Genomic DNA, 24,454 nt, shown 5'->3' on the forward strand with positions numbered 1-24,454 from the left:
CTAGGAATTTTAAAAAATCCATAATAACGATTAAAAAAAAGAATTTACAGATATGGGAATTATAGAACCTGGAATTGGACTTTTGTTTTGGATGACCCTTACTTTTGTTATCCTATTGTTTCTTCTTGCAAAATTCGCTTGGAAACCGATTGTTAATGCAATCAACGACAGAGAAACTTCTATTGTTGATGCTCTTAATCAAGCTACATTGGCAAGAAAAGAAATGGAAACTTTAAAAGAGGATAACGAAAGAATCATTCGTGAGGCGAAAATCGAAAGAGATGCTATCCTTAAAGAAGCAAGAGAAATTAAAGATAGAATCGTAGGTGAGGCTAAAGATGTTGCTAAAGCTGAAGGAGATAAAATGATCGAAGCGGCTAAACAAACCATCAATGCTGAGAAAAATGCTGCTATGGCAGATATCAAAACTCAGATCGGTACATTATCCGTAAATATCGCAGAATCTATCCTTAAGCAAAAGCTTGACAACAGCGAAGCTCAAAACGAATTAGTTCAGAATTATTTAAACAAATCAAACCTTAACTAAGAATGCTTACATCTAAAGTAGCTAAAAGATACGCACAAGGTTTACTTGATTTCACCAACGAATCAGGGCAAACGGCTACTGTATTTTCTGAAATGAAAGATGTAGTAAAGATCATGACTGAATCTGAGGATTTAAGAAAGTTCTTCCTTACCCCTTACATCGATTCTAAAAAGAAAGTAGAAGTAGCAAACGAAATTTTTAAAGGTTTATCGGCATCTTCCAGAAATATCATTACTTTGGTAATCAGACACGGAAGAGAAAACCAGCTGAAAAATATCGCTCAGGAATTCATCAACAAAGTTGAAGATATCAACGGAGTACAGAGAGTCGTACTTACAACAGCAACTCCACTTTCCAAAGAGAATATTGATCAGATTTTGGGTTCTACCAATTTAGTGAACGCCAATTCAAAATTCGACCTTATTGTAAATGTAAAACCTGAAATTTTAGGAGGATACATTTTAAGAGTGGGAGATCAGCAGGTAGATGCTTCAGTAAGATCTAAGCTTAATAAAGTTAAAAAAGATTTTCAATTAAATTAAAGAAAAAACAACCATACAATGGCAGAAATAAATCCGGCAGAAGTATCTGCGATCTTAAAACAGCAATTGGCCAACTTCGATACTCAATCAAACGTTGAGGAAGTAGGTACAGTTTTAACCATCGGTGATGGAATTGCTCGTGTATACGGGTTAGAAAACGTACAATACGGAGAGTTGGTGAAATTTTCTAGTGATGTAGAAGGTATTGTACTTAACCTTGAAGAAGACAACGTAGGTGTTGCGCTACTTGGTGAAAGTAAATTGGTAAAAGAAGGAGATACAGTAAAAAGAACAAACAGAATCTCTTCTATCAAAGTAGGAGAAGGAATGTTAGGAAGAGTAGTGGATACTCTTGGTAACCCTATCGATGGTAAAGGTCCTATTACTGGGGATTTATACGAAATGCCATTGGAAAGAAAAGCTCCCGGAGTTATTTATAGACAGCCGGTAACTGAACCTTTACAGTCAGGTATCGTTGCTATTGACTCTATGATTCCTGTAGGGAGAGGGCAAAGAGAGCTTATCATCGGTGACAGACAGACGGGTAAAACCACTGTTGCGATCGATACGATCATCAACCAAAAAGAATTCTATGATGCAGGGAAGCCTGTATATTGTATATATGTTGCTATCGGACAAAAAGCGTCTACTGTAGCACAAATCGTAAAAACACTTTCTGATAAAGGAGCTTTAGCATATACGGTAATCGTTGCGGCTAACGCATCAGATCCGGTTCCAATGCAGGTATATTCTGCAATGGCAGGTGCTGCGATCGGGGAGTTCTTCAGAGATACGGGTAGACCGGCATTGATCGTTTACGATGATTTATCTAAACAGGCGGTTGCGTACCGTGAGCTTTCTCTACTATTGAGAAGACCACCGGGCCGTGAAGCTTATCCTGGAGACGTTTTCTATCTTCACTCAAGATTATTGGAAAGAGCTGCGAAAGTAATCGCTGATGACAATATCGCAAGCCAGATGAATGATTTACCTGAGTCTTTAAGACCAATCGTAAAAGGGGGAGGTTCATTAACAGCGCTTCCGATTATCGAAACTCAGGCTGGTGACGTTTCTGCGTATATCCCAACCAACGTAATCTCTATTACAGACGGACAGATCTTCCTTGAATCTGATCTATTCAACTCAGGGGTGCGTCCTGCGATCAACGTGGGGATCTCTGTATCCAGAGTAGGAGGTAACGCTCAGATCAAATCAATGAAAAAAGTATCTGGTACATTGAAACTTGACCAGGCACAATATAAAGAATTGGAAGCATTCGCTAAATTCGGTTCTGATCTTGATGCTGCTACTTTAGCAGTAATCTCTAAAGGAGAAAGAAACGTAGAAATTCTTAAACAACCGGTAAACTCTCCACTTCCTGTAGACAGCCAGGTAGCGATGATCTACGCAGGAACGGAGAATTTATTAAGAAACGTTCCTATCAGAAAAGTAAAAGAATTCCAGATCGAGTATATCGCATTCCTGAGATCTAAGCACCCTGAAACGATGGCTGCTATCAAAGCTGGAAAAATCGATGACTCAATCACGAGCGTTCTTAAGCAGGCAGCTAACGATTTAGCTTCTAAATATAACTAAAAATTCAATGTTTAAGGTTTAAATTATTATGTTTAAACCTTAAACTTTAGACCTTAAACCTTGAACCAAAATAATGGCAAACTTAAAAGAAATACGAGGCAGAATTACGTCAATTTCATCTACGATGCAGATTACCCGTGCTATGAAAATGGTTTCCGCGGCGAAACTGAAAAAGGCACAGGACGCTATCGTAATGCTGAGACCATATTCTGAAAAACTGCAGGAGCTTATCCAGAATGTAAATTCAAGTTCAGATCCTGATCAGATTTCTGTGTATGCTCAGAAAAGAGAGGTGAAAAAAATACTTTTCATCGCTGTTACTTCAAACAGAGGTCTTGCCGGCGCTTTTAACTCATCTATTGTTAAAGAGCTTAATGCACAGTTTAAGAATAATTCTCAATATGAAATTGAAGTTCTTCCTGTAGGTAAAAAAGCTTTTGATGCTGTAAGAAGAAGTCGTACGGTATATTCCAACGCAAGTTCTGTATACGATAACCTTAATTTCGATACAGTATCTCACGTTACGGAAGCAGTAATGACTAGTTTCAAAGAAGGTAAATTTGATGAAGTATATTTAATTTATAATAAATTCGTCAACGCTGCTACCCAGGAAGTAACAACAGAACAGCTTCTTCCGATTTCTATGCCGGAAAATACAGAACCTCAGGTAGAAACAGATTATATTTTTGAACCTAACAGAACTGAGATTCTGGATAATCTGATTCCTAAATCGATCAAGACTCAGGTTTTCAAAGCAATTCTTGATTCAGTAGCTTCTGAACACGGTGCGAGAATGACGGCCATGCACAAAGCAACAGATAATGCACAGGCTCTGAAAAATGATCTTGTAATTTTCTATAACAAAGCAAGACAGGCTGCAATTACAAACGAAATCCTGGAGATCGTTTCCGGAGCAGAAGCTTTGAAAAACTCTTAAAAGATATTTCATACAAATATTTATTAAAGCATCGTATACCACGATGCTTTTTTTGTTATTTTTATTTTGTATATATTTGTACAATAAATTATATACAATTTCTAAATGGATTCGGACATAGTCAGGCTTTTGCTGGCCTTATTACTTGTTTTACTAAATGGCTTCTTCGTAGCCGCAGAATTTTCAATTGTTAAAGTACGTTACTCACAAATCCAGTTAAAAGCCGCAGAAGGAAACTCTATGGCAAAGCAGGCAGAGCATATCATCAAACATCTTGATGAATACCTCTCCGCAACACAGCTTGGTATTACTTTGGCCTCCCTTGCCCTGGGTTGGGTAGGAGAAAGTGCATTACATCATATTGTTGAAAATATTTTCAGCTCCCTTAATATTGATCTCACCGAAACAACGATTACCTCAATTTCCGTAATCACAAGTTTCGTTCTTATCACAATTATGCATATTGTTTTCGGAGAACTTATTCCTAAATCTATTGCCATCCGGAAATCGGAATCTACCACAATGGCAACGGCTATTCCGTTAAGAGTATTTTACACTGTTTTCAAGCCATTTATCTGGTTGATGAACTTAATGTCCAATACTTTTTTAAGATTGGTAAAAATTCACCCTGCTTCCGAACACGAAATACACTCTACCGAAGAACTTCAGCTTTTGGTAAAGCAGAGTGCGGACAGCGGAGAAATTGAAGAGGAGAATTATGAAATCATCAAGAATGCATTCGATTTTACAGATCATTCTGCCAAGCAGATCATGGTGCCACGGCAAAATATTACTTCTATCGATTTTGAAGAGGATGTGAATGAAATCATCAACAAAATCATGGAGAGCGGATATTCCAGAATTCCGGTGTATGTTGATTCTATCGACAATGTGATTGGTATTCTTTATACCAAAGAAATTATCAGGGAATTTGTTAAAAGAAAAGGTGAACTTAGCCATGATGATCTTAAAGATCTGATGCGTGATGCATTTTTTGTAGTGGGAAGTAAAAAGATTTCAGACCTTCTTAAAATTTTCCAACAAAAAAAACAGCATCTTGCCATTGTGATAGATGAATTCGGAGGTACGGAAGGAATTATCACCCTTGAAGATATTCTGGAAGAACTGGTAGGTGAAATTCAGGATGAAGAAGATGATGAAGAAAAAATTGTTGATAAAATAGGAGAGAATACCTATTGGGTACAGGCTACCCAGCCACTTGACGAAATCAACGAATTCATACCTAAAAAACTTCCTCTTTCGGAAGAAAGCGAATACAATACCCTTGCAGGATTTATTCTTCATGCTTTGGAAGATATCCCGGAAGAAAACCAGGAATTCGATCTCGAAAATTATCATTTTAAAATATTAAAAATGAATAATAAAAGTGTAGAGTTGGTAGAGCTGGTGTACGAAGAACCAAATACTATAAATGATCTGGCTGAAAAAATAGGCGAGGTCTGATTTAACCTTAAATAAAATTGTAATGTTTTTTTTTAACAGCATCAGAGATTACGAAGATCCGAAACGGCAGTATGAAGAGGAGGTGCTTGTACTTGACGATACGGATGAAGTGTATAAACTGGTTTTACATAACGATGATGTTCATACACTTGATTATGTAATTGATTGCCTGATTGAGATTTGCAAACACACTCTGGAACAAGCAGAACAATGTACAATTCTTGTCCATTTTAAAGGCAAATGTACCGTAAAAACGGGTTCTCTGGATCTGCTGAAACCAATGCACGAAAAGTTACTTTCAAGAGAATTAACCAGTGAAATTTTATAAAAGAAGAGCTTCGGCAAATGCCGAAGCTCTTCTTTTATAAAAAATCTATAGATTTTTTGCCAGATCCATAAAAATTTATCAAAAATTTGTAACTTGTCGCCGCTAATTATAAAAATTTAGATGAAATTACAAATTAACTCTTTGCTTGTTGGCTGCCTATTGTCATGTACGGCTTTATACGGTCAGCAGTCATCATTGGAAAATCCTGCAAGAAACTGGATCACTCAAAATTCAAGAAGTATAGGGCTTCAGGATTTCAGCACATTGAAATTAAACTATGTGAGAAAAGGAAATTCTGGAGAAACGCTCCGTTTTCAGCAGATGATAGGAAATGTTCCTGTCTTTCAGTCAGAAATTGTGATGCATTTCAATAAAAATGGCCAGATCAGCTATACGGCTACTGAAAGTTTCAAAAAAAATGTTCAGCAGATAGATATTAACCCTTCTGTTTCATCGGTGGATGCGTTGAAAAAAGCGCATATTGCTTCTCATTCAAAAGGAGATATCACTTATGAAGACTTTAAGCTTTTTGTATATCTTACAGAGCAGGGGGAAACAAAGCTGGTGTATCGTGTTCTTACAAGTTCATATGAAAATCCGGGAAGCTGGGAAACGATAATTGATGCAAAAACAGGTGAAGTAATCAGTGTGAAAGACATTGCTTTTCGACATAAGGAAAAAGAAAAGCCTGAAAAAAATAAAAAACAGAAAGAAGTTAAGAAAAATGTTCTGGTAACAGGTTCTGCGTACATCTTTAATCCGGATCCTTTATCTAAAATGCATGTTGCCTACGGGGGACAATATGTTGACGGAAATGATGCTACAAATGCGAGTCTGGACGCGGCTAGAACTTTAGTTACAATTCCTGAATTGGAGCTGACAGCAGGTGTATACAAGCTGAAAGGTACTTATGCGGAGATCAAAGAACTGGAATCACCTAACAAAGGGCTTTTTACCCAAACGAGCAACCAATTTTTATTTAACAGAAATCAGGATGGATTTGAAGCAGCCAACGCCTACTGGCATCTTGACAACAATCTTCGTTATATTAATGTAACATTGGGAATCCCATGTATTCCGGTTATGAACAATGGTGTTCTTGCATTTGACCCGCATGGAGAAGGTGGTGCCGACAATTCACATTATGATCCCAACAGCCAGATTCTGGTATTCGGGGAAGGAGGCGTAGACGATGCTGAAGATGCAGATGTTATTCTGCATGAGCTTGGTCACGGAATTCACGACTGGCTTACCAACGGAAATCTTTCACAGGTTAACGGTTTGAGTGAAGGTTGTGGAGACTATTGGGCGCAATCATACAGCAGAAGCCTTAACCAGTGGCAGCCTACTGATGCAGCTTATCAATGGATGTTCAGCTGGGATGGGCACAATCCTTTCTGGGACGGAAGGGTTACAGATTATGCCGCAATTTATCCGGGCGGGTTAACCGGTTCTATCCATACGGATGGGCAAATTTGGGCCTCTGCACTCATGAGAATTTATGATGCTATCGGAAAACAAAAAACAGATCGCGCATTTCTTGAAGGATTAAGCCTTACCACTTCCAATACCAATCAGCAGAATGCTGCAATTGCCGTAAGGCAGGCTGCAATTGATATGCTGGGAACATTTGGATTTAATTGTAATGATATTGACCAGATCACCACAGAATTTACAGCTGCAGGATATACACTGCCGGCTTATTCATGTCAGCTAAGTGTAGATGATCTTTCTAAAAAAGAAATCATTGCCATTTATCCGAACCCGGTTTCAGAGGTTTTGAATATTTCCATGAAGATCAGCAAGGAAGAAAAAGTTGAAATCTTCAATATGGAAGGAAGAAAGGTATTAGAAACAACCATAGCCAACGGAAGAAATACGGTCAACGTCTCTCATTTGGCAGTCGGAGACTATATTCTGAGGATAAAAGGTTTGGAATTGTCAACAAAATTCATCAAAAAATAAAAATTTAAATCCGGTGTTATCATACATCGGATTTTTTGTTTTGAATAATTCAGTCGGCATTATTTTATTTGCATTCAACTAAAATAGTATATTTGTAAAAACTATAAAGAAACAAACAGAATGCTTGTAATAGGAATTGCAGGAGGCACCGGATCCGGCAAAACTACGGTTGTTGACAAAATAATACAGCAGCTTGATATTGAAGGAATGAACATCCTTTCCCAGGATAATTATTATCATGATAATCATAATCTTACCTTAGTAGAAAGAGAAGCTTTAAATTATGATCATCCTAAGTCTATTGACTTTGATTTATTGATAAAACATGTAAAAGCTTTAAAGAACAACGAGCCTATTGAGCAGCCGATTTACAGCTTTGTAACCCATTCAAGGACCGGAGACCATGTTACTGTAGAGCCTAAAAACGTATTGGTAGTGGAAGGAATTCTTGTTCTCACAAATAAAGAACTTTTAAAGGAATTTGATCTTAAAGTATTTGTACATGCCGATTCCGATGAAAGACTGATCAGGAGAATACGAAGAGACACCCAGGAAAGGGGAAGAGACCTGAATGAAGTGCTTCACCGTTATCAGACAACTCTGAAACCGATGCATCAGGAATTCATTGAGCCTTCCAAAAACGAAGCGGATCTTATTATCCCTAATATGAGGCAAAATTCCGTAGCCATTGATTTTTTAACGACTGTGATCAAAAATTCTCTGAGAAAACATTAAGACAATGAAAGGAAGCAAACTTATCAAAGACATTCAGCCGAAATCGGAAACATTTAAATTCATTCAGAAATATCTGCTGAATAAATATACCATTACGATCTGCCTGTTTTTGGTCTGGATGATTTTTTTCGACAAAACCTCATTTCTGGTAATCAATGAGCTGAATGGCGAGATCAGTAAATACGAAGAACAGCTTCAATATTATAAAACCGAGTACGAAAAAAATGATACATTTTATAAAAAGCTGATGAATAATAAGTCTGAAAAAGAAAAGTACGCCAGAGAAAATTATTTCATGAAAAAACCGAATGAGGAAATTTTTATTCTCGTGGTAGACAGTACAAACATAGCTAAAAAATAATTTTAAAGTCAATAAGTGAATTGTCAATTTGCTTTGCTGTCAAGTTAAAAGTTCGCTTGTAAAGCAAATTCACTGTTGATCATTCACAATAATCCAATTCATTATCCATGTCAAACACAGCTTGGGAAAACTTAGTTAAGAAACAACTTAAGACCGAAGATATCTATTCTGTTCTTACTAAAGAGAATTTAGAAGGAATTACTGTAAAACCTTTCTATGATGAAATTCCGCAGCCATTGATCAATCTTCCGAAAGTTGAAGAAAATACCCATCTTGTGGCCAGGTATCATGAAAGCCTTGAAGAAGATGTGTATGCATTTCTTTTGGATCATAATATAGAAAATCTTGTACAGAAGACTATTTTTATTGATAATATTGATCTTGCAGGACACATCAGTCCTAAAGAAGATGATCAATACTTTTCTTTAATTGATGTTTTTAATGAAAAAGAAACATTGATCAATGATCAGCTGGTTAAAGAATTACTGGCAAAACAATTTAAAAGAAATATATGCATTGATATATCTCTCCATCAGAATGCAGGAGCGTCCATTTATCAGCAACTGGGAATTGCGTTGGCAAAAACCAAGGAACTGATAGAAATTTATGGTCAGGAAATTTTACATAAACTGATTTTCAGAATTGCAATAGGAGCAAACTATTTCTTTGAAATGGCTAAATTAAGAGCTTTCAAGCTAGCTTTTAATCAACTTTCTAAAGAATATAATGCTGATGAAATTCCGTACATTTTCGCAGAAACATCCTTGAGAAATAAAGCGGTTGCGGATAATGAGAATAATCTGATCCGTTCTACCCTGGAGCTTGCTTCGGCAATGATCGGTGGAGCAGATGCTGTTTTCAGCAACAATTATTTGGTGGACAGATCAACAGAAAACTCAGAAGAGATTTCTTTTAAACAACAAATTGTTCTTGCTTATGAAAGTATCATTAACGTTTTCGAAGATGCCTCTAACGGAAGTTATTTTATAGAAGATATTACACGTCAGATCGCAGAAAAGTCCTGGAATTATTTTGTTGAAATCGAGGAAGCCGGCGGTTACCTTGAACTTATGAAACAAGGAATTATACAGAAACAGATTTATGACCATGCTTTGGAAGAACAGAAATGGGTGGAAGATGGTAAAATAAAGCTGATCGGCGTTAATTTATACCCAAAATTGGATGTTAAAAAATCTGCCGAAGACCTTTATCATGAGAGCGAGATCAAACCTGTAAAATGGGCTCAAATGTTTGAATAATGAAAGAAAAACTTATTGATTTATTTGAGTACACTTTTCACTTTAATAGCGAAATGATCAGAGTTATTGGTGAAAATATTGAGAAAGTTGATGAAAAGACAATAAGTCTCATTAATCATATTTTAAATGCTCAGCAAATCTGGAATTCAAGAATTTTAGGAGAAAAGACATTTGAAGTATGGCAGATTAATCCTTTTGAAATGCTGGAGGAAATAAATCAACACAATTTTGAGAAAAGTATTGAAATCATCAATAATTTTGATCCGGATCGAAAAATTAATTACCAGAATTCCAGAGGTACAAATTTTGAAAATACCGTTTTTGAAATGCTTTTTCAGGCCATCAACCATTCGACTTATCACCGTGGACAAATCAATTCCTTACTCAAACAAAACGGAATAGATCCAATCTTAACGGATTATATTTTTTATAAAAGATGAATTAGTGCCGCTTAACTGTTAAATCTTAGTTTTTTTGACGACCACAAATTTCTCAGATTCGCACAGATTATAGTATAAAACACATTTGATAATGAAAGAAAACGAAATTAGTTTTTATATCAGAAAATGTATTTTTTCTGTGTATAATGAATTGGGGCCGGGTTTGCTGGAAAAAGTTTATGAGAATGTTTTAGTTCAGGAACTTCAAAACAACGGTTTAACCGTAAAATCACAGGTTCCCATGAAAATAAAATATAAGAATACATTTCTAGATTCGGGTTTTATTGCTGATATTATTGTTGAAAATAAAGTAATAATTGAAGTAAAAGCCATAACAGAAATTAAAAATATTCATCATCAGCAGTTATTGACTTATCTAAAGCTCACTGATCTTAAATTAGGTATTTTAGTGAATTTTTATACAGATTATATAGCAAAAAGCATATTCAGGAAAATAAACGGAAATTTAGATTACTAAAATATATTACAAATCTGTGCAAATCTGAGAAATCTGTGGTTAAAATATTAGATCAGAACATACAGGACTATATCAACGCAAATCTCAATACAGATTTACACACTTTGTTATTGAAAAAATCACCATTTCCGGGAGTTTCTATGCATGAGATTGTACAGCAGATCAAAGGAAAACAGGTAGCACAGAAAAAGTTTCCTTTTTTGTTAAAACAAGGTATTATTTTCCCGCCACAGCTTAATGTAGAACAATCTTCGTCGGAAAAGACAGCTCAATATAAATCCAGACTTTTGGAGGGTGAAAAATTTATTGATCTGACTACAGGATTTGGAATTGATGCTTATCATTTATCTGAAAATTTTAAGGAAATCACATTAATAGAGCAAAACCCGGATCTTCTTGAAATTGTACGTAATAACTGGAATGTTTTAGGAAAAAAAGCAACTTTTGTTAATCAGAAACTTGAAGATTTTCTCGAGGAAAATAAAGAGGTATTTGATGTGATTTATCTTGATCCGGCGCGCAGAGACAGCAATAAAAATAAAGTTTTCCTGCTGGAAGATCTTTCGCCCGATATTCTGGCTATTCAGCAAAGACTATTGTCTTCTGCTCAAAAGGTTGTCATTAAACTTTCTCCGTTAATAGATTTGAAATATCTGGTGTCTGTTTTACCAAATATTTTCAGGATCGACATTATTGCGGTTAAAAATGATGTAAAAGAAGTTGTCGTTTTCTTATCCGGTCAAAAAAATGATACAATTTCCTGCCATTGTGTAAATCTCGAAAGTGATGATCCTGTTTTTGAATTTACAGTTGGAGATGAAGAAAATGCTCATGCAGAGTATGGGGAGCCCGAAAAATATATCTATATCCCTAATAATGCCATTTTAAAAGCAGGTATTTTTAACCTTATTTCTTATAAAAACGGCCTGAAAAAGCTTCACCCGAATACTCATATTTATACTTCTGATTCGCAGATAAATGATTTTCCTGGAAGAGTATTTGAAATGGAAATTGTTGATGCCAAAAAGATCCAAAAGAAAAGCCAGTATAATATTATTTCAAAAAATTATCCTCTAAAACCGGAAGAGATTAAAAAAAAATACAGCCTAAAAGATGGAAGTGAAAAGTATATTATTTTTACGCAATCCAAAAAAGGCAAAATAATTTTAAAATCAGTCTAAAAATGTTGCTGTAAAATACAAGATTTCTTAATTTTGGGCAATTAAAAAAATAAGCATGCAATCGCTGACGGCTGAAATAAGATACATGGCTGTAATAATGCGATTTCATATATCTTTAAAAAATAAATTTTCCATATGAAAAAATTAGTTATATGTTTAGCCCTTGCTACTGTTGCGGTAAGCTGTAAAAAGATCCAGGCAGGAGGTAACAAAAAAGTTATCAAACTTGAGGAAGGCGTGGAAAGATACTCTGATGACGAACAGACAAGTGGCGAGCAGGATAATCTTTCTGAATACAGAGGAGATGCACACGACGGACATGAAGCTCCTGCAAAAACAGATACTGCAGGTGCTCCGAAGCATAAAGAAGAAGATAATAAGCATTCTGACGCTACTCCGATACCGGAAGGTTCTCAGACGCCAAAAGCTGAACACTAATTTATTAGTAAAAATAAAAAATGTCCCGCGCATATGCGCGGGACATTTTTTTTGCATTGTTGTTTTTACTTTGCGGCGGCGAAGCCGCCGCAAAGTAAAAACATTCCTAAAATTTCTTAGGTTTTGAAAGCAATTATTTAGTGAATTAATAATTTTTATATAAGATTTAAGGGTACTGCTCTGTATAAACCAGCGGTATACCTGAGGAAAATTATGTGTTTTTGTTTGTTCCGGCGGGGCAAATTTTTTACTTTTAACAAAATAATAATTTACAATGCAAGAGACATTAAATTACATCAACGAAAACAAGCAGCGTTTCGTAGATGAATTGTTTGAATTACTGAGAATTCCTTCTATTTCTGCAGATCCTGCGTATAAAGATGACGTTTTGAAATGTGCAGATGTCGTGGCAGAACATCTTAAAAATGCTGGTGCTGATCATGTGGAAGTTTGTCAGACCAAAGGATATCCTATTGTTTTCGGGGAAAAAATGTTAGATAAAAATCTGCCGACCGTTTTAGTATATGGACATTACGATGTACAGCCCGCTGATCCTTTGGAACTTTGGAAAAAACCTCCTTTTGAGCCTTATATTGAAAAAACGGAACTTCACCCTGAGGGAGCAATATTTGCAAGAGGTTCTGCGGATGATAAAGGACAGTTCTTCATGCACCTCAAGGCATTTGAAGCCATGATGAAAACCAATACACTTCCCTGTAATGTTAAATTTATTCTGGAAGGGGAAGAAGAGGTAGGTTCGGTAAGTCTCGGAGATTTTGTAAACGAAAACAAAGAAAAACTTTCCTGTGATTGTATTTTAATTTCCGATACCCATATTTACAGCAATGAACAGCCAACAGTTACAACAGGTTTACGGGGTTTAAGCTATGTGGAAGTAGAAGTGGAGGGGCCTAATAGAGATCTGCATTCGGGATTATACGGCGGCGCAGTTCCAAATCCTATCCATGTGCTCTCAAGAATGATTGCCAGACTTATTGATGAAAACGGGCATATCACTATTGACGGTTTTTATGACAACGTAGAAACAGTTTCAGATGCCGACAGAAATGATATGAACAAATTGAAAGACAATCCTGAAGAATTTAAAAAATCAATCGGACTGAACGGTGTGGAAGGTGAAAAAGGGTATACTACACTGGAACGGACATCTATTCGTCCAACATTAGACTGCAACGGAATCTGGGGTGGCTATACAGGCGAAGGTGCCAAAACGGTAATTCCATCAAAAGCTTTTGCTAAAATTTCGATGCGTCTTGTCCCTTATCAGACTCCCGAAGAAATTACCGAAAAATTTACAAATTATTTTAAAAAAATAGCTCCGGAAAATGTAAAGGTAAAAGTTACGCCGCATCACGGAGGAATGCCGTATGTCTTACCAACCGATACAAAAGAATTTATGGCTGCAAAACACGCTATGGAAACTGCTTTCGGAAAAGAAGTTCTTCCTTACAGAGGCGGTGGGAGTATTCCTATTACCGCCATGTTTGAGCAGGTGTTGGGAGCGAAGTCGGTATTAATGGGATTCGGATTGGATTCTGATGCAATTCACTCACCAAATGAACATTACGGATTATTCAATTTCTATAAGGGAATCGAGAGTATACCGCTGTTTTTTGAGAATTACTCCAAATAATAAATATTAATCCCCTTGACGCTGTTCTTGGGGATTTTTTAATTTTTTTAAATAATGTTTTGTTTATATTTGTAATAAATATATATTTAACGAGTATAATTTAATATAATATCATTATGAAAAAAGTTTTATCGGTTCTATTTTTATCTTCTTATTTAATAGGTTTCGGGCAGGCTCAAACACTTATTAATGAAAATTACAATACACTGACTAATGGTAATTTAGCTACAGATCCTACGGGAGCTACAGCAGGACAAAGCGGTTGGTATATCTATCAAGGAGCTGCTTCAGATTATCAGGTTACAACAATTGACGCTTCTCACGGAAAAAGTATTAATTTGACAACAGGAGCTGGTGCACCGCCTTCAACAGGAGCAAACACGAATAATAGATATGCTTATAAAGGTATAACCACCACGGCAACAGCAGCTAATAATTTAGTAATGGCACAAATGGAGATTTATACAGGTTCAGCTACAGGAAAAGGTAGAGTTGGACTACAGCTATATTCAAGTGCTGCACAGATTGGAGGAATTGTTTACGATTATGAAACAAAAAAAATATACGGTCAGGCAAGAGTTACGGTCGTAGCAACTCCTACACAGACAGGGATATTAAATTTAGGTCTGGGTGCAGAGGTTTTTCCGGCAAATACATGGGTAACAGTAAGATATATTTACAATAAAACTACTGGGGCACATTCTTTCATATATACGAACGGAACGACAAGCGCATCATATTCTTTCACAGGAAATACTACATACTCAATTTTCACAGGAGATGTAGCTAGTGAATTTGATGCAGTAAATACTACACTTGCTACAAATACTGTTGCAAATACCGCTGGAGTTGACAATGTTAACGTTCAATTTACAAACCAGGCATTGTTGGGTGTTGATGACATTGGAAAGCCAAAGAATGCACAAGTGCTTTTAGCAATTTACCCCAATCCTACAACGGATGTGATTAATATCAAATCTGAAGATAAAATCAAAAAAGTACATGTTACAGATTTATCAGGTAAAAATATTGATGTAAAATTAAATGGCAATATTGTGGATGTGAGACATCTTTCTGTGGGAACATATTTTATTTCTGTAGAAACTATTAATGGTCTCGTTACGGAAAAATTCATTAAAAAATAAAATACTGACAAATATTAGTATTTATAAAACGCTCCAAACGGGGCGTTTTTCTTATTTTTAAGAACTAAATCAAAAAATATGATAAAAGATAAAGTAGCCTATATTACAGGCGGAACCAAAGGAATAGGATTCGGAATTGCAAAAGTTTTACTTGAAAATGGGATCTCTGTCGCATTTTCAGGGAGAAAAAGAGATGATGTTGAAAAAGCCGAACAGAAATTAAAAAAGTATTCTGAAAATGTTCTGGGAATCGTTTCTGATGTAAGAAGCCTTGAAAGCGAAGAGGAGGCCGTGAAATATACGGTCGAAAAGTTCGGAAAGCTGGATTTTGTTATTGCCAATGCAGGACTTGGTGTTTTCAAGCCTGTAGATCAGTTGTCAGCAGAAGAATGGAATGATATGATTGAAACGAATTTAACAGGAGTTTTTTATACATTAAAAGCGTCTGTAGAAGAACTTAAAAAGACGGAAGGCTATTATATCACCATTTCAAGTCTGGCAGGAGCTAACTTTTTCGAAAACGGAGCAGGTTACAATGCTTCAAAGTTTGGAGTAGTAGGATTTACACAGGCCGCAATGATCGACCTCAGAAAATACAATATCAAATCTACCGTCATCATGCCGGGTTCTGTGGCAACCCATTTCAACGGTAATATTCCTTCTGAAAAAGATGCATGGAAGATTCAGCCGGAAGATATGGGCCGCCTTGTTCTTGATATTTTAAATATGAATTCAAGGGTTTTACCAAGTAAGATCGAATTTAGGGCAACAAAACCAGCAAATTAAATACATCTAATGCGCTGAATAATAAATTAATAAGTATTATGCATGCATAATATATTTTTTAATTATATTAGCGATTGAAACTTTAAGGCTTCAGGGCAATAAAAAATTAAAACAACATATGAAAATATTAGTTTGCATAAGTAGTGTTCCTGATACTACTTCTAAAATTAACTTTACGGCGGATAAGTCCGCATTCGACAAAAACGGAATTCAGTGGGTGATCAATCCGCTTGATGAATTTGCATTAACAAAAGCAATTAAATTACAGGAATCTCAGGGTGCAACAGTAACCGTAATAAACGTAGGTGATGCCACTACGGAGCCTGTTATAAGAAAGGCACTGGCTATCGGTGCAAATGATGCGGTAAGGGTAAATCTTGATCCTAAAGATAGTTTTTCAACCGCTAAAGAAATCGCTGCTGTAGCTCAGAATGGCGGTTATGACCTGATCCTTTGCGGTAAAGAATCTATCGACTATAACGGTGGATCTGTTCCGGGAATGGTTGCTCAATTATTAAATCAGCCTTTTGTAAATGCTTCCGTAGGACTCGATGTGAATGGAAGTGAAGCAACTGCAGTAAGAGAAATTGAAGGAGGTAAAGAAACTATTTCTGTAAAGCTGCCGGCAGTAATCGCAGGTCAGAAAGGATTGGTAGATGAAAAAGATCTGATTATCCCGAATATGAGAGGAATTATGTCTGCAAGAACAAAACCTTTACAGGTAGTAGAATCTTCTTCATCAGAAGTGAAAGTTCAGGGTGTTTCTTTTGACAGCGTTCCGCCAAGAGCTGCCGTAAAAATGGTGTCTCCGGACAATCTTGACGAGCTGGTAAGATTACTTCACGAAGAAGCGAAAGTAATTTAATAAGAATCAAGTAAAAGTAAAAAGATTTCAAGACAATTGATATTTAAATAAAATATTTGTCAAATAACAATAATTTGGTAACCTTGAATCTTGAACATTAATCCTTAAACAAATTTAAAATGGCAGTATTCGTATACGCAGAAAATATAAACGGAGTTTACAAAAAAGCAGCCTTTGAAGCAGTTTCTTATGCCAAAGCTGTTGCAGACCAGGCTGGAGATACCGTGACGGCGATCTCTGTAAATCCAACAGATTCTTCAGATTTGTTATATAAATATGGAGCATCCAATGTAATCAACATCAAAGACGAAGGTCTTAAAAATTTCTCGGCAAAAGCTTATGCTCAGGCAGTAAGTGAAGTGGCAGGCGGCAATATCATCGTTTTCCCTCATACTACTGATGCATCATCTATCGCTCCAATGCTGGCTGTAATGAACGGTCATTCTTTAATTACCAACGTATTGGCGGCTCCGGAAAGTCTTTCACCGCTTCAGGTAAAAAGAAGAGCTTTCTCAGGAAAAGGCTTTATGCATGCAAAAGCTGAATCGGCGGGTGTTATCATCACCGTTTCACAAAATGCTTTCGGGGTTAAAGAAAACCCGGTTTCAGGAACAGAAGAGGTAAAAAACCTTTCTGTTGTTAATGAAGACACGAAAGTAATCTCTCACGAGCAGAGCTCAGGAAAACTGGATCTTAAAGAAGCTGAAGTGGTAGTTTCTGCAGGAAGAGGGATGAAGGGCCCGGAAAATTGGGGAATGATCGAAGATCTGGCAAACGTTTTAGGAGCTGCTACAGCATGTTCTAAGCCGGTTTCTGATATCGGATGGAGACCTCACACAGAACACGTTGGACAGACCGGTAAAGCGATTTCCCCGAATTTATACATTGCGGTAGGTATCTCGGGAGCAATTCAGCACCTGGCAGGAGTAAACTCTTCAAAAACAATCGTAGTAATCAACAGCGATGCAGAAGCACCGTTCTTCAAGTCAGCTGATTACGGTGTTGTGGGAGATGCTTTCCAGATTATCCCTGCATTAACAGAGAAAATCAAAGCAATAAAAGGATAAGAGAAGTCAATTGTGGAGAGTCAATTCGTTAGGCTTGTTAATTTAAATTAAAATTTACTTGCAAAATGAAATTGAGTTATGAAAATAAAATTCACAATTCACCAATCATTATAATTACCTGTAAAAGCCCCTTTCGGGCTTTTATTTTTGTCTAAAAAGTAAAAAAAACTTTCAAAAATTAATCTATATTTGTACTTATGGATTATAAACAGCTAATTATTCGCGGAATATCGTACAGCCAGACCCAATCAGGGGCGTACGCATTATTATTGGAACATGAAGAAACACATATAAAATTACCTGTTGTTATAGGAAATTTCGAGGCACAATCCATTTCTCTGGGGCTAGAGAAAGATATACATCCGCCTCGCCCTCTTACACACGATTTATTCACAAAATTTATAGTTTCTGCCAATTATGAACTCGTTTCCGTTATCATTTATCAGATTGTGGACGGCGTTTTCTTCTCTAATATTAATTTTAAAAATAAAACAACGGAAGAAGAACTTATTCTTGATGCAAGAACTTCTGATGCCGTGGCGATGGCCGTAAGATTTGATGCTCCTATTTTTACCACACAGCAGGTTCTCAATGAAGCAGGAATACTGCTGGAGCTGGAAGATGTGTCCAAAGAAGAGGAGACCTTCTCGGAAACGGTGAATACGGAAGATAGCCTGAGATCAGTTTCTATGGAGGAGCTACAGAAATTGCTGGATGAAGCGGTGAAGGAAGAAGATTATGACACTGCTCTGGAAATCCAGGAAGAAATTAAAAGGAGGAAAAAGAAAATCGATTAAAAGATATTTATATAAAAGATGAATTTAAAATTACGACTTACCATCCTCAGTTTTCTTCAGTTCTTCGTTTGGGGAGCCTGGCTGATTACAATGGCCAATTTCTGGTTTGGGACAAAACACTGGGATGGGGCACAGTTTGGAGCCGTTTTCGGAACTATGGGGATTGCTTCCATATTTATGCCTACCATAACCGGTATTATTGCCGACCGGTGGGTAAATGCAGAACGCATATTTGCAGCTTTGCATATTCTTTACGGAATTGTTCTTTTCTTTTTACCGCATTCGGCAGACCCCGATTCGTTTTTCTATGTCATGCTTTTAGCCATGTGTTTTTACATGCCTACGATTGCATTAGCTAATTCTATTTCATATACGGTTCTTAAAAACAGTGATCTGGATGTGGTGAAAGATTTTCCGCCAATCCGTGTTTGGGGAACAATAGGTTTTATCGTGGCCATGTGGATAACCAATCTTACAGGAAATAAAGCTACGGAAGGACAATTTTATATTGCAGGGGGAGTTGCGGTATTTCTTGGAATTTATGCATTAACACTTCCTAAATGCCCACCTCAGAAATTAATTGATAAAAACGCACCGCTAGCGGAACAGCTGGGACTGAATGCTTTTAAATTATTCAAAGATTATAAAACGGCCCTGTTCTTCTTATTCTCCATGTTATTGGGAGCTGCATTACAGCTTACCAATGCTTATGGTGATGTTTTCTTAAGTGAGTTTGAACATTTTCCAAAATACGCAGATTCTTTCGTTGTAAAACGTTCAACCATTATTATGTCGATATCTCAGGTGTCTGAAACATTGTTTATTTTAGCAATTCCATTTTTCTTGAAAAAATTCGGAATTAAAAAGGTAATGCTTATGTCAATGATCGCTTGGGTGTTAAGATTTGCATTCTTTGCATATGGCGTTCCTGAAGGGTTTGGCTTAAGCCTCATTGTCCTTTCCTGCATTGTTTACGGAATGGCATTCGATTTCTTCAATATTTCAGGATCACTTTTCGTGGAAACGACCACAGATAAAAAAATCCGTTCTTCAGCACAGGGACTGTTTATGATGATGACCAATGGTTTTGGGGCGGTGTTCGGAAGTTATGCTGCTGGATGGGCAATCGACAAATTTTTCACTCACAAATTTACCACAGCGTCTTCTTTATCCGCTTACCTGGAAACTTCTCCGGATAATCCTACATTTTTAGAAATTTTAAAGAAAAGTTTTAATGCTATGGTGAATCCGGACGGAACACTTTCATCAGTGGTAATGGTAAAAGACTGGCATAACATCTGGCTTTCATTTGCTGCCTATGCATTAATTCTTGCGGTTTTATTCGCGGTATTATTTAAGCATAAACACAATCCGGAAGAAATTTCCCAGGTTAAACATTAATTATATATTGATAACGAATATATTAGATTGCACTTTTCTTATAAAGTGCAATTTTTTTTATTTTTCAGGCAACTATTCCGGATATCTTCCGTCTTATAGATAGAAACAGATACATGAAGCATTTAGAAAAGAATTTTCAACAGGCAAAAAAACATGACCGGAAAGGCCAAAAGGCCCTCTACGAAATGTTTTCGGCAAAAATGCTCGCCATTGCAAATTCGTATGTCAACAATATCCATGATGCGGAAGACATTGTGATGAATTCTTTTTTTGTCTGCTTTTCAAAGATTGAAGAATGTAAGGAATGGAAAAGTTTTCCGTTCTGGCTGAGAAAAATAGTGGTAAATAATTCCATCAATTTTATCAGGAAAAGGAAAAATATATTATACTCAGATGTGGAGATTAGTGAAATTGAGTATCGCGATGATGAATGGAACGAAGAAGTGCAGGATATTAATGTTGATGAAATTTTCTCTAAAATGCCGGATGGCTACAGGATTATTTTTAACCTCTATGTCTTTGAAGAAAGAAAACATCATGAAATAGCAGAAATTCTTAATATTTCTGAAGGGACTAGCAAAAGTCAGCTCAGTAAATCCAAAAAATGGATCACAGATTTTTTAAAACAGAAAAAGGATGAAAAACAATATGCTAAATAAATTAAAATCCCGCTACGAAGAGCTTGAAATAAAGCCTTCCCCCGATCTTTGGAGCAGATTGGACGATAAGCTAGAGAGTAAGCCGGAAAGAGTTTTAAAAGAATCTTTTCAATGGTGGAAATATGCAGCGGTATTGTTACTTTTCGTTTCCATAGGTGTTGTTTTTTATTTTAATGCTGAGAAAAGTACTTTTGATAATAATGAAATAGATTACATTGTAAAAAAAGGATTGGAAAAAACGGTAAATCCTATCAATCCCGAATTACAAAACCAGGGAAATTCTGATAAATCGGAAGCACCTATTAAAGACAAAACAACTGATGTTAAAATCGCCCGGTATCAGAAAAAGAAAGCGGACTTATCTTTAGAAAAAAATACAACAGAGAAAAAGTTTAAAACCGTAATTCCTGAAGTCGAACTACAACATTTAGCCGCTGAAAACGTAAAAATAGATATTGCACCTGCCAAAATAGAAAACCACACACCGGTAATTGCACAGAATAAATTGGCCAAACCAACCTATATCAATTCAAACGAGCTGTTATTAGGAAGAGAATTTGATAAAGCCAGGGAAACTTCCCAGAAAAATGATATCAAACTTGGGATTTTTAATTTTGAAAAGCCCAAACCTAAAGTGGAAAATGTAACCGTTCTCGGAGTGACTGTTTACGTAGATCCCAAATAAAATAAAAATCTTTTTATAAATACATACTGGCCAGAAAATGACCAGCACTAAAATAGTGTTTTAAATAATAATTATTTATATGAAAACAAAAATTGCCTTAATGACGGCTCTTATGTCATTTTCATACGCGTTTTCGCAGGAAAATCCGCCCGTTAATAATTCCATGACAGATTATTCCAGAAAAATAGACAGCATTGTCATTTCTGAGAAAATAAAAATGAATAAGGAGCTTGACGATATTGATAAGGACTTTAAGAAAAATAAAATCGGAGCTGATGAAAAACAGAGGCTTAAAGCGGATATAGCTTCAAAATATGAACAATCCATTAATGAAAAAATAGACGCCCGAAAAATAGAATTTGAAGAGGCAACCCGCGAAATGGTGAAGGATGCCGTATTAAAACCCATTGATTCTCTGGCAAAAGATAAAAATCAAATTGTTGTAGGACTTGGAGGTTTGAAAATACGCATGGATGAGGATAAAAAGAATCCTGCGGACTACCTCCGTACCTGGGAATACGCTGTTTCAATTGTTGGAACAAGCTATACCACCAAAGACAAGCCTTTTGCTTTTTTAAACAGCAGTTCGGAATTTAAGAATACGATTTTCAATTCTGCTGTGTATGTAGCCCGCTATGAAAATCAGCTCGGAGGTTACAGAAGTCCCATTTTTTATCGTATCGGACTGGGATACCGCTGGGATCAGTCAAAGGCTAAATATGGAAAAACTTTTACTCAGGAAAATAAAATCTTAGATATCAAAGATTTTACTAAAGGAAATCTGAAAGATACGCATATCAACAACCATTATCTTTTTATTCCTGTTGATTTGAGATTTGTGCTTAATCCTAAATACGTGGATTATAACGGAACAAAATATCTTGATAATAAAGCCAGTCAGTTTACTGTAGTTGCCGGAGTGTATGGTGGAGTAAGAGTTTCCAGCAATATTTACAATCGTTATTCCAATGATTACAGCAGAAGAATTGTAGAAAGGGAAAGCATTAATCACGGAGTTAACGATCTGATTTTCGGAGCGAAATTGGGAATAGGATATGCCGGATTCAATATTTATGTTCAGAAAGATTTTACGCCTGCATTTAATAATAATACAACCCTCAGTCACAAATATGGACTTCAAATTGGTCTGGAAATAATGAATGTGAATTTCTGATTATATAATGATTCTAATTTTATATTACATAATAGTTAAATTTTTATTAATTGTATTATCATTCATGAATGATAGTTAGGTAAAATTTACTTTTAAAACACACTTATTGTAAGTGTGTTTTTTTTTGTATTTTGGCACTTTAAGATTTATGAAAAATATTCAGTTATTAGGGTTAATATTGGTGGTAGCGGGAAGTTTTCTGCCGCTTGTTCACGTTCCCGTGATCGGAAACTGGAACTACTGGGAGCTCGATCATTTTCTTGCTATTGCATGCTGGGTTCTTGCTGCAGGAACCTTGTTCGGTATTGTTAATAACAGTATTAAAATCTCGAGAATTTTTGCTGTTCTTCTGATTTTGTTATTCATATTTACCCTTTTTGCCGTGAAGTTTCAGGCTTTACAGTATTTCAGCTTTATGCCTTTTAAATCTTGGCAGGATAAGCTCGCAGGTATTGTAAAACTCAGATGGGGATGGATTGTTGAATTTCTGGGAGCCATTATAATTATTGTGGCCGGCAGAAAATAATGATTGATTTTTAAAATAATATCAATCTATATAAACACAGATATAAATCTTAAAATAACGAATTCCTGAAGTATATTTAGAATAAAAATAGAATTATAAAAATGAAAGAAGTATTCATTGTTTCCGCAGTAAGAACTCCAATGGGGAGCTTTCTGGGAAGTTTATCAGCTGTTCCTGCTACAAAGCTTGGAGCTGTTGCCGTAAAAGGAGCATTAGACAAAATTAATCTTGATCCGAAACAGGTTCAGGAAATCTATATGGGGAATGTTTTACAGGCTGGAGAAGGTCAGGCACCTGCGCGTCAGGTTGCTTTGGGAGCTGGTCTTTCAAACGAAACGCCTTCCACTACGGTAAATAAAGTTTGTGCTTCAGGGATGAAGGCTGTAACGATGGCTGCACAGGCGATAAAAGCGGGTGATGCTGATGTGATCGTTGCTGGAGGTATGGAAAATATGTCTTCGGTTCCACACTATTACAACGCAAGAAATGCCACTAAATTAGGTGACGTAAAAATGCAGGACGGAATGGTTCTGGACGGGCTTACAGATGTGTACAATAAAGTTCACATGGGTGTTTGTGCAGAAAAGTGCGCAACAGACTACAGCATTTCCAGAGAAGAACAGGATAATTTTGCCATCGAATCTTATAAAAGAGCTGCAAAAGCATGGAGCGAAGGAAAATTTGCCGATGAGGTAGTACCTGTAGAAATTCCGCAGAGAAAAGGAGAACCTGTAATATTTGCTGAAGATGAAGAATACAAATCTGTAAGCTTCGACAGGATTCCAACGCTTCCCACCGTGTTCAAAAAAGAAGAGGGAACGGTAACAGCAGCAAATGCTTCTACTTTAAATGACGGGGCTTCTGCTTTGATCCTCGTTTCTAAAGAGAAAATGGAAGAATTGGGACTTAAGCCATTGGCAAAAATCATTTCTTATGCAGATGCGGCTCAAGCTCCGGAAGATTTCACTACTGCACCTTCAAAAGCATTACCGATTGCGCTTAAAAAAGCAGGATTGGAACTTACAGATATCGATTTCTTCGAGTTCAACGAAGCTTTCTCTGTGGTGGGCCTTGCCAACAATAAAATTCTGGGATTAGATGCCTCTAAAGTGAATGTAAATGGTGGAGCAGTAGCTATTGGTCACCCGCTTGGAAGTTCAGGTTCAAGAATTATTGTTACCCTGATCAATGTTTTGAAACAAAATAACGGCAAATATGGTGCAGCTGCCATCTGTAATGGTGGAGGCGGTGCTTCTGCCATCGTTATCGAAAATTTACAATAAATAGTTGTTAGATAAAAATCAGAATCCGGAAGTGTTTGCTTTCGGATTTTTTTTATGAGGAGTTTTTAAGTTTGTTGAATTATTCTTTTTAGGAGCTTTTTCCTGCTCTCACTGCTCGCTTTTTCCGGTTTTAGTTTTTGC

26 protein-coding genes are annotated in these 24,454 nt (G+C 36.4%); all 26 read left to right on the plus strand.

Annotated elements, in window-relative coordinates:
* The first annotated feature begins 52 nt into the window (after positions 1-52).
* Positions 53-547 carry a F0F1 ATP synthase subunit B gene (locus tag U9K52_RS20285; protein WP_263602977.1) on the plus strand — a complete coding sequence of 165 codons (495 nt, stop codon included), beginning with the start codon at positions 53-55 and terminating at the stop codon, positions 545-547.
* Between the two features lie 2 nt (positions 548-549).
* Positions 550-1,089 (plus strand): ATP synthase F1 subunit delta, encoded by a 540-nt coding sequence (gene atpH / locus U9K52_RS20290; RefSeq protein ID WP_248393638.1) that lies wholly within the window; start codon positions 550-552, stop codon positions 1,087-1,089.
* An 18-nt stretch (positions 1,090-1,107) separates the two neighbouring features.
* Positions 1,108-2,685: a F0F1 ATP synthase subunit alpha gene (gene atpA / locus U9K52_RS20295; protein ID WP_248393637.1), complete on the plus strand. Its 1,578-nt coding sequence runs from the start codon at positions 1,108-1,110 to the stop codon at positions 2,683-2,685.
* Between the two features lie 73 nt (positions 2,686-2,758).
* A complete protein-coding gene (gene atpG, locus U9K52_RS20300; protein WP_248393636.1) occupies positions 2,759-3,622 on the plus strand; it encodes an ATP synthase F1 subunit gamma in 864 nt (287 codons plus the stop codon).
* Positions 3,623-3,727: 105 nt separating this feature from the next.
* A complete protein-coding gene (locus U9K52_RS20305; RefSeq protein ID WP_248393635.1) occupies positions 3,728-5,086 on the plus strand; it encodes a hemolysin family protein in 1,359 nt (452 codons plus the stop codon).
* A gap of 22 nt (positions 5,087-5,108) precedes the next feature.
* Positions 5,109-5,414 (plus strand): ATP-dependent Clp protease adaptor ClpS, encoded by a 306-nt coding sequence (locus U9K52_RS20310; protein ID WP_322927905.1) that lies wholly within the window; start codon positions 5,109-5,111, stop codon positions 5,412-5,414.
* Between the two features lie 120 nt (positions 5,415-5,534).
* Complete coding sequence (locus U9K52_RS20315; RefSeq protein WP_322927906.1) at positions 5,535-7,379, plus strand: T9SS type A sorting domain-containing protein; 1,845 nt, start codon at positions 5,535-5,537, stop codon at positions 7,377-7,379.
* 120 nt (positions 7,380-7,499) lie between these two features.
* Positions 7,500-8,114 (plus strand): uridine kinase, encoded by a 615-nt coding sequence (gene udk, locus U9K52_RS20320; protein ID WP_090000790.1) that lies wholly within the window; start codon positions 7,500-7,502, stop codon positions 8,112-8,114.
* 4 nt (positions 8,115-8,118) lie between these two features.
* On the plus strand, positions 8,119-8,475 hold the full coding sequence (locus U9K52_RS20325) for an FtsB family cell division protein (RefSeq protein WP_322927907.1): 357 nt from the start codon (positions 8,119-8,121) through the stop codon (positions 8,473-8,475).
* Positions 8,476-8,582: 107 nt separating this feature from the next.
* On the plus strand, positions 8,583-9,734 hold the full coding sequence (locus U9K52_RS20330; protein ID WP_322927908.1) for a methylmalonyl-CoA mutase family protein: 1,152 nt from the start codon (positions 8,583-8,585) through the stop codon (positions 9,732-9,734).
* Entirely contained in the window at positions 9,734-10,174 is a 441-nt protein-coding gene (locus U9K52_RS20335; RefSeq protein WP_322927909.1) for a DinB family protein, read from the plus strand. The genes U9K52_RS20330 and U9K52_RS20335 overlap by 1 nt, the downstream gene beginning before the upstream one ends.
* 91 nt (positions 10,175-10,265) lie before the next feature.
* Positions 10,266-10,652, plus strand: coding sequence for a GxxExxY protein (locus U9K52_RS20340; RefSeq protein ID WP_248393629.1), 387 nt, complete (start codon positions 10,266-10,268; stop codon positions 10,650-10,652).
* Between the two features lie 35 nt (positions 10,653-10,687).
* Positions 10,688-11,833: a THUMP-like domain-containing protein gene (locus tag U9K52_RS20345; RefSeq protein WP_322927910.1), complete on the plus strand. Its 1,146-nt coding sequence runs from the start codon at positions 10,688-10,690 to the stop codon at positions 11,831-11,833.
* 135 nt (positions 11,834-11,968) lie between these two features.
* Positions 11,969-12,271, plus strand: a complete 303-nt coding sequence (locus U9K52_RS20350) for a hypothetical protein (RefSeq protein WP_248393627.1) — start codon at positions 11,969-11,971, stop codon at positions 12,269-12,271.
* 274 nt (positions 12,272-12,545) lie between these two features.
* Positions 12,546-13,925, plus strand: coding sequence for a dipeptidase (locus tag U9K52_RS20355; RefSeq protein WP_322927911.1), 1,380 nt, complete (start codon positions 12,546-12,548; stop codon positions 13,923-13,925).
* Between the two features lie 116 nt (positions 13,926-14,041).
* Positions 14,042-15,070, plus strand: a complete 1,029-nt coding sequence (locus U9K52_RS20360; RefSeq protein WP_263602983.1) for a T9SS type A sorting domain-containing protein — start codon at positions 14,042-14,044, stop codon at positions 15,068-15,070.
* Between the two features lie 78 nt (positions 15,071-15,148).
* Positions 15,149-15,856: an SDR family oxidoreductase gene (locus U9K52_RS20365; protein ID WP_322927912.1), complete on the plus strand. Its 708-nt coding sequence runs from the start codon at positions 15,149-15,151 to the stop codon at positions 15,854-15,856.
* 118 nt (positions 15,857-15,974) lie between these two features.
* Positions 15,975-16,721 (plus strand): electron transfer flavoprotein subunit beta/FixA family protein, encoded by a 747-nt coding sequence (locus U9K52_RS20370; protein WP_248393623.1) that lies wholly within the window; start codon positions 15,975-15,977, stop codon positions 16,719-16,721.
* A 119-nt stretch (positions 16,722-16,840) separates the two neighbouring features.
* Positions 16,841-17,788 carry an electron transfer flavoprotein subunit alpha/FixB family protein gene (locus tag U9K52_RS20375; protein ID WP_263602986.1) on the plus strand — a complete coding sequence of 316 codons (948 nt, stop codon included), beginning with the start codon at positions 16,841-16,843 and terminating at the stop codon, positions 17,786-17,788.
* Positions 17,789-17,985: 197 nt separating this feature from the next.
* Complete coding sequence (locus tag U9K52_RS20380) at positions 17,986-18,585, plus strand: bifunctional nuclease family protein (RefSeq protein ID WP_072882407.1); 600 nt, start codon at positions 17,986-17,988, stop codon at positions 18,583-18,585.
* A gap of 18 nt (positions 18,586-18,603) precedes the next feature.
* The gene (locus U9K52_RS20385; RefSeq protein ID WP_248393621.1) at positions 18,604-19,986 is read left to right on the plus strand and encodes a nucleoside permease; all 1,383 of its coding nucleotides are present in this window, start codon (positions 18,604-18,606) and stop codon (positions 19,984-19,986) included.
* A gap of 113 nt (positions 19,987-20,099) precedes the next feature.
* The gene (locus U9K52_RS20390) at positions 20,100-20,645 is read left to right on the plus strand and encodes an RNA polymerase sigma factor (protein WP_263602987.1); all 546 of its coding nucleotides are present in this window, start codon (positions 20,100-20,102) and stop codon (positions 20,643-20,645) included.
* Entirely contained in the window at positions 20,623-21,330 is a 708-nt protein-coding gene (locus U9K52_RS20395; protein WP_322927913.1) for a hypothetical protein, read from the plus strand. Before U9K52_RS20390 ends, U9K52_RS20395 begins: the two co-directional genes overlap by 23 nt.
* A gap of 79 nt (positions 21,331-21,409) precedes the next feature.
* The gene (locus U9K52_RS20400; RefSeq protein WP_263602989.1) at positions 21,410-22,504 is read left to right on the plus strand and encodes a hypothetical protein; all 1,095 of its coding nucleotides are present in this window, start codon (positions 21,410-21,412) and stop codon (positions 22,502-22,504) included.
* A 148-nt stretch (positions 22,505-22,652) separates the two neighbouring features.
* On the plus strand, positions 22,653-23,030 hold the full coding sequence (locus U9K52_RS20405) for a hypothetical protein (protein WP_263602990.1): 378 nt from the start codon (positions 22,653-22,655) through the stop codon (positions 23,028-23,030).
* 101 nt (positions 23,031-23,131) lie between these two features.
* On the plus strand, positions 23,132-24,313 hold the full coding sequence (locus U9K52_RS20410; RefSeq protein WP_248393616.1) for an acetyl-CoA C-acyltransferase: 1,182 nt from the start codon (positions 23,132-23,134) through the stop codon (positions 24,311-24,313).
* Positions 24,314-24,454: the final 141 nt, after the last annotated feature.

This window comes from Chryseobacterium sp. MHB01, assembly GCF_034651565.1.
In the GTDB taxonomy this organism is placed as follows: domain Bacteria; phylum Bacteroidota; class Bacteroidia; order Flavobacteriales; family Weeksellaceae; genus Chryseobacterium; species Chryseobacterium nepalense.

Coding starts and splice junctions, on each gene's coding strand:
- U9K52_RS20350 (WP_248393627.1), top strand. CDS start 11,969: ATGAAAAAATTAGTTATATGTTTAGCCCTTGCTACTGTTGCGGTAAGC.
- U9K52_RS20405 (WP_263602990.1), top strand. CDS start 22,653: ATGAAAAATATTCAGTTATTAGGGTTAATATTGGTGGTAGCGGGAAGT.
- atpA (WP_248393637.1), top strand. CDS start 1,108: ATGGCAGAAATAAATCCGGCAGAAGTATCTGCGATCTTAAAACAGCAA.
- U9K52_RS20365 (WP_322927912.1), top strand. CDS start 15,149: ATGATAAAAGATAAAGTAGCCTATATTACAGGCGGAACCAAAGGAATA.
- U9K52_RS20330 (WP_322927908.1), top strand. CDS start 8,583: ATGTCAAACACAGCTTGGGAAAACTTAGTTAAGAAACAACTTAAGACC.
- U9K52_RS20340 (WP_248393629.1), top strand. CDS start 10,266: ATGAAAGAAAACGAAATTAGTTTTTATATCAGAAAATGTATTTTTTCT.
- U9K52_RS20310 (WP_322927905.1), top strand. CDS start 5,109: ATGTTTTTTTTTAACAGCATCAGAGATTACGAAGATCCGAAACGGCAG.
- U9K52_RS20305 (WP_248393635.1), top strand. CDS start 3,728: ATGGATTCGGACATAGTCAGGCTTTTGCTGGCCTTATTACTTGTTTTA.
- U9K52_RS20375 (WP_263602986.1), top strand. CDS start 16,841: ATGGCAGTATTCGTATACGCAGAAAATATAAACGGAGTTTACAAAAAA.
- U9K52_RS20335 (WP_322927909.1), top strand. CDS start 9,734: ATGAAAGAAAAACTTATTGATTTATTTGAGTACACTTTTCACTTTAAT.
- U9K52_RS20380 (WP_072882407.1), top strand. CDS start 17,986: ATGGATTATAAACAGCTAATTATTCGCGGAATATCGTACAGCCAGACC.
- U9K52_RS20395 (WP_322927913.1), top strand. CDS start 20,623: ATGAAAAACAATATGCTAAATAAATTAAAATCCCGCTACGAAGAGCTT.
- U9K52_RS20390 (WP_263602987.1), top strand. CDS start 20,100: ATGAAGCATTTAGAAAAGAATTTTCAACAGGCAAAAAAACATGACCGG.
- U9K52_RS20400 (WP_263602989.1), top strand. CDS start 21,410: ATGAAAACAAAAATTGCCTTAATGACGGCTCTTATGTCATTTTCATAC.
- udk (WP_090000790.1), top strand. CDS start 7,500: ATGCTTGTAATAGGAATTGCAGGAGGCACCGGATCCGGCAAAACTACG.
- atpH (WP_248393638.1), top strand. CDS start 550: ATGCTTACATCTAAAGTAGCTAAAAGATACGCACAAGGTTTACTTGAT.
- U9K52_RS20315 (WP_322927906.1), top strand. CDS start 5,535: ATGAAATTACAAATTAACTCTTTGCTTGTTGGCTGCCTATTGTCATGT.
- U9K52_RS20410 (WP_248393616.1), top strand. CDS start 23,132: ATGAAAGAAGTATTCATTGTTTCCGCAGTAAGAACTCCAATGGGGAGC.
- U9K52_RS20325 (WP_322927907.1), top strand. CDS start 8,119: ATGAAAGGAAGCAAACTTATCAAAGACATTCAGCCGAAATCGGAAACA.
- U9K52_RS20385 (WP_248393621.1), top strand. CDS start 18,604: ATGAATTTAAAATTACGACTTACCATCCTCAGTTTTCTTCAGTTCTTC.
- U9K52_RS20355 (WP_322927911.1), top strand. CDS start 12,546: ATGCAAGAGACATTAAATTACATCAACGAAAACAAGCAGCGTTTCGTA.
- U9K52_RS20370 (WP_248393623.1), top strand. CDS start 15,975: ATGAAAATATTAGTTTGCATAAGTAGTGTTCCTGATACTACTTCTAAA.
- U9K52_RS20285 (WP_263602977.1), top strand. CDS start 53: ATGGGAATTATAGAACCTGGAATTGGACTTTTGTTTTGGATGACCCTT.
- U9K52_RS20360 (WP_263602983.1), top strand. CDS start 14,042: ATGAAAAAAGTTTTATCGGTTCTATTTTTATCTTCTTATTTAATAGGT.
- atpG (WP_248393636.1), top strand. CDS start 2,759: ATGGCAAACTTAAAAGAAATACGAGGCAGAATTACGTCAATTTCATCT.